The organism is Maribacter sp., assembly GCF_016744255.1.
GTDB lineage: Bacteria > Bacteroidota > Bacteroidia > Flavobacteriales > Flavobacteriaceae > Maribacter_B.
Genome location: NZ_JADGES010000154.1, coordinates 1 through 5,154, shown reverse-complemented (window position 1 = coordinate 5,154; position 5,154 = coordinate 1). Strand labels below are relative to the sequence as shown.

4 protein-coding genes and 1 pseudogene are annotated in these 5,154 nt (G+C 30.6%); 1 reads left to right on the top strand and 4 read right to left on the bottom strand.

What is annotated here, in order from left to right:
- From QZZ51_RS16130 to QZZ51_RS16120, 3 genes and pseudogenes are all read right to left on the bottom strand, one after another.
- Window positions 1-1,026: pseudogene (locus QZZ51_RS16130) on the bottom strand (hypothetical protein); the annotation flags it as partial.
- A gap of 91 nt (window positions 1,027-1,117) precedes the next feature.
- Window positions 1,118-1,951: an ABC transporter permease gene (locus QZZ51_RS16125; protein ID WP_291871551.1), complete on the bottom strand. Its 834-nt coding sequence runs from the start codon at window positions 1,949-1,951 to the stop codon at window positions 1,118-1,120.
- A gap of 21 nt (window positions 1,952-1,972) precedes the next feature.
- Window positions 1,973-2,875, bottom strand: a complete 903-nt coding sequence (locus QZZ51_RS16120) for an ABC transporter ATP-binding protein (protein WP_291871548.1) — start codon at window positions 2,873-2,875, stop codon at window positions 1,973-1,975.
- Between the two features lie 239 nt (window positions 2,876-3,114).
- On the opposite strand from QZZ51_RS16120, the gene QZZ51_RS16115 reads away from it, so the two are divergent.
- Window positions 3,115-4,191 carry a hypothetical protein gene (locus QZZ51_RS16115; protein ID WP_291871546.1) on the top strand — a complete coding sequence of 359 codons (1,077 nt, stop codon included), beginning with the start codon at window positions 3,115-3,117 and terminating at the stop codon, window positions 4,189-4,191.
- Window positions 4,192-4,250: 59 nt separating this feature from the next.
- Here QZZ51_RS16115 and QZZ51_RS16110 read toward each other — a convergent pair.
- Window positions 4,251-5,154 (bottom strand): nucleoid-associated protein (locus tag QZZ51_RS16110; RefSeq protein WP_291871544.1); only part of this gene is annotated, 904 nt, incomplete at its 5' end.

Below are 5,154 nucleotides of genomic sequence, written 5' to 3'. Positions count from 1 at the left end.
ATAGCTTGTAGATATTGTTCTATATATTTTACCATTAAGGCCTAATTGTAATGCCCCTCTATAGTTATTTGATTTGTAGATTATGTTTTCTGTGGATGTGATGTCGGTTTCATATAATGAATATTGAAGCAGAGAAGATTTATGACCGGCGCCTTCTAATGCGCTCACATCATTAGAAGTATGAGCGTAAAAGTAATTTCCGTTGGTTGAAAATTCTATTCCATAAGCATTTTTGTTTTCATCTAAGATGTTTATTTGCCTTTGGTTGGTAAGTATACCTGTTATAGAATTAAAATCATAAATAAATAAACCAGCAGACATATTAGCACTTGCCATTTTATTTCCGTCGGGAGAAAATTTTAGATAGCCTCTAGGGTCTTCAATATTTAAGTTCGCAAATGTATTCTTAACGGAATTAGTTATAACTCCAGTTGTGTTTATTTCAAAGGCATGGTAGGTATTATAGGTAGAAGTTAGCCCATCTAAAGAAGCTAGAGTCACCAGCCATATAGATTTGTCTGAACAGTCTTTTATTACTGCGGAAACCTTTTCAGAGCAATCTTGCAATAGATTCGTATTTTTTTCAATAACACTTCCATTACCATTATCTAAGCGCATATCAACAGTAGAATAATTTAATCCATAATCAGGATCATTTTCAGAAACAGAGGTGTCTACGGTAAAAATGTAGTAAATGTTTGGGTCTTCTGGTTTAGGTATGATTAGTGCGGATTGGGTACTGGAAGAATCTCCGTATAATCGAGTTCCATTATCCATTATGTTGTGATTGCGGTCAAAAACGGTAATGCCGTCGGTATAAAATACTAAATCACCAAAGTTATCCGAAATAGAGGTGCATCCTTCCAATGTGTTTAACCTACCATTAGTTAAAGCAGTAACACTGCCATCGTTATTAAAGTGAATGCCTGCTCCTTCACCAAAATACCAATTGGAAGTTTCTATTTGTCCTAGAAGGAAAAAGGAACTCATTAAATTAAGTAATAAAAAAAAGTGCTTTTTTTTCATATTCTATAGTACTAGAGATACAATATAATATAAAAAGAAAAAATAGCACTTAAATTTTCGTAATACCTTGAAAAAGAATAAACTTCGTTGTTTATAAATCTCTTTTCTTTAGCAATGCGTGAGAGGAATAAATGAATATTGCTGTCCAACCTATTACTATTACTATTTCGTACCAATGGGTGTGGTAATTTAAAGAGATTTTTTCACCTACTTGATCCGCAACTGTCTGTACCGCTTCTAACCGAGTAAATGGTTCTTTAATTAGATTAAACATAGATTGTAATGGGAAGAACCCCATTACGGTATTGGTAGTGTCACCGTCAAACAATTTCCAACGAATTATGCCTCTAATTATCCCTTCTAAAATTTGCCATAGAATTAAAAAGCCTAAAGCAAAAGCAGAACGTTTAACTAAAATACCTAGGAATAAGCAAAAAGAAAAGAAGCCAACTAGTTTTATGAAAAATGCAAAAACAAAGACTAAATCTGAAAATATGATAGAAAGCTCATTAAAATCGGAGTATACTAGTCCTAGTATTAGCGAAACAAAGAAGACAAATATAGTAGATACAATAGCGAAAGTGATTACCGTTAAAAATTTAGAGAGTATAAATTCCTTTTTAGATAAACCATCTATTAAGTTTTGTTTGATAGTTTTATTACTGTATTCATTAGCCATCATAGAAACAATAACAATAGCTAAGAATAATTTAAAGAAACCAGTTACAAAGGTGTTAAAATGCCATATATAAGGAAAATTAAAGATGCCAACTTCTGCTAGATGAAATTTAATTGGTCCTATGTCAAATTTTATAGCGGCTATTAAAGCAATGGAAGTAAGTAAAATAAAATAGGCAAGAATCAAAACCTTACTAGCTCTGTTATTCCAAAGTTTTATAAATTCTATTTGAAGTAATCGTATCATTATATTTTTTTTGGGAATGGATTAATTGGCTTGGTTTTTTGTTAGAGCTAAGAATTGTTCTTCTAGGCTCTCTTTTCTTTTTACTAAATGCGATAATACTATCCCTTTTTGAAAAAGTGTTTGGTTTAGGTCCTCGGCATTTAATTCTTCTTTTAGGAAACCAGTAATTAGTCCGTCTTCATATTTTATCTCTCCAAAACTGCTATGCTCTTCTAGAATTTTTTTTAATTTTTCTGGTTCTCTTGTTTTTAATTCAAAAAAGCCATGACTGGCTAACATGCCGTCTACACTGCCTGCATATAATTTCTCTCCTTTTCTTAAGATAACCACATGGCTACAGACTTTTTCTACTTCATCTAATAAATGAGAAGCCAAAAGTATGGTAGTACCCTGAGAAGCAATTTTTTTAATAATCTCTCTTATTTGGTGAATTCCCTGTGGGTCTAAACCGTTTGTAGGTTCGTCTAAAATTAAAATTTCTGGGTCGTTCAATAAGGCAGAGGCAATAGCTAAACGTTGTTTCATTCCTAGGGAATAGGTTCTAAATTTGCTATGTTTCCTATCTAATAACCCTACTAATTTTAGCTTTTCTTCAATTTTTTCTTCGGAAACATCTTTTATTTTGCAAACCAATTTTAGGTTTTGAACTGCAGTCATATAAGGGTAGAAATTGGGTCTTTCAATAATAGCACCTACTTTTTTAAGAGCTTCATGTGTAGAAAGAGTGCCATTAAACCAAGAAAAATCACCTTCTGTTCTATTTACAACATTTAAGACAATCCCTAGGGTAGTAGATTTTCCACTGCCGTTGGGGCCTAGAATACCATAAACATTTCCTCTTTCGATAGTAAATGAAAGGTTTTTTACAGCGGTAAGGGAACCATATTTTTTGGTAAGATTAGTAACCGTTAGAATATTTTTCAATTTGATTGATGTTTTAGAAGGATTATGGTAACAAGACGAGCTAACTGGAGTTTTGTTACAAATTTATTGGAGCAAAAAAACAAATAAGTTGTGTGTTGAAAAAAAAATACTTCAATAGAATGATGAAATAATTGATTTTTAAAGTATAGAAATATATGTATTGCTAGTTTGTTTTATTTGGTAATATCTGTAAACTTATACTTAACTTGTATCTTTAGTTACTTTTAAAAGAATAAAAAATGTCCGATGAAAAATTAATGTCGAAAAAGAAGCCTGCCTATCCTGTTAACGAGGATTTAGATGCTTATTTGGAAAGTTATAACAGAAAAATTGAGATCCCTATTTTTTATGAAGACTTATTACGGTTTTCAGGTTCTGTTACCGTTTATGATGTTAATGATGAAGATACCTTATGGATTAGAGTGTATTATTCTGAATATGAAAGACAAGAGATAGATTTAAGTCTAAAGAAGGTGTATTCTATTTTGCATTCGGATGGTAGTGATAGTATTATTCAGTATCTAAATGTAGATGCAGTAGACTATTGTACGTTTGGTAATTCTAAACCATTTCGTATAAAAGTTAGAAATATTCTTAATGATAATTTCACCTATTTTTATGTAAAGAAAACAGATGCTTCTAGAGTTTACGGATTAGAACTAGAGCATATGCTATCTCCATATAATTTAAACTTTTTAGTGCATAAAGACACTTTAATTGAGGAGCATATTGCAGGTATTCCTGGAGATTTTTTTATAAAAGAAATGTTGCCTAAATGTACTGAGTCGGAAAAAGCGCAACTTGCAAAAGAATTTGTAAAGTTCAATGAAAGATGTATGATTAGGTTACTTGGCGATATGCGTTCGTATAACTACGTTATTGTACCTACGCACGATTTTGATCATGTAGTTTATAAAATTAGAGCTATTGATTTTGATCAGCAGTGTTTTGAAGGGAAGCTAAAAGTATATAGGCCTCAGTTTTTTAAAGAAAATTTTTTGATGGTGGAGTTGGTGCGAAAAAAATTGCAAAAATATTCTGTTGATCAATACAAGGTAGAAGAACGTTCCATAGTTGCAAAACGAATAATAAGTTGGGAAAAAAGACTGGCCAAACTCGTAAATATTTGTAAAAAGGATAGCATATCTGTTCCTGAGAATATAGTAATGTTAAAAGATTTTATTTACGATCTAACACTAGATATGGATTTTAAAAAATGCAATTCTATGGGTGAGGTTTTAGAATTGAGCTTAGATTTTGTAAAAAGGAATTACGAAGATGTAAGCATGCGCCAAATTATAGAGAGTAAGTATTAAAAAAAAAAGCTTTGTAATAGAATGTATTACAAAGCCTTTTCATATTCTTATTAGTGAATTTAACTTTTTTCTTCTTTGTTAAAATATACTAAGTAATAATACATTTGTTTTTCTTCATCCCATCCTTTTTCTACAAATTTTTCTGCAGATTCGGGGTTGATAAAATCCATTTTAATTTGAATATGAGTATCTAAATTAATTACATTTTTAATTTTTTTCCTAGCATCCGAAACTGCTTTGTTTGCAATATCAAAAGTGGAAACATCTTCAATACTATACTTAGGGCCTTTTTCTACTTTGTAGTTTTTAAACTCGGGTATTAATTCCGGGTTTTCCATAACTTCATTTAAGAAAGTACTTTCTTCAAATTCGTCATTTTTAGCAAAATGGTTTACAGCTCTGTTCATAAAAAGAACTTCTTGCTGTTTATCCTCAGCAGGTAAAACAACATCTTTAGCAAAGTCTTGGCAGAACTTAATATAGTTTTTGGTGTAGAAATTTTCATCGGCCAAAGCTTCTACTCCTAAAAAATTTTCTAACCAATATTTAGTGTCATATCTATTACTATCAACAGACAGTACTTTAAAACCTTCTTCTTTGGCAGTATTAAAAATTAAACAGCCTTTGTCTAATTTATTAATGTTTATACCTTGCTGTACTAAAATATTAAGGTTATCCGCTGTTTCTTCAAATTGAAGAAAATCATGTTTAAGCTCACTTTTGAAAATACCTACGGCCTCTACTTTTACATTATCTAACATTATGTTAGATAAATGAGCAATATAAACTTCTCCACTTTTAATATGAGGGTGGTTAGATTGTTCAAATAAATGAGTGGCTATTCTTTTAGAGTTGGAATGTAAACTTGATGGATTTATAAATATATCAGAAACTATTTTATATATTTCATTAAACTCAATATCTACTTCATTAGAAAGTTTAAAATAATTTTCTTCTTTTTCT

Excerpts from the sequence above, each read along its gene's own strand:
- QZZ51_RS16125 (WP_291871551.1), bottom strand. The coding sequence starts at position 1,951 with ATGATACGATTACTTCAAATAGAATTTATAAAACTTTGGAATAACAGA.
- QZZ51_RS16115 (WP_291871546.1), top strand. The coding sequence starts at position 3,115 with ATGTCCGATGAAAAATTAATGTCGAAAAAGAAGCCTGCCTATCCTGTT.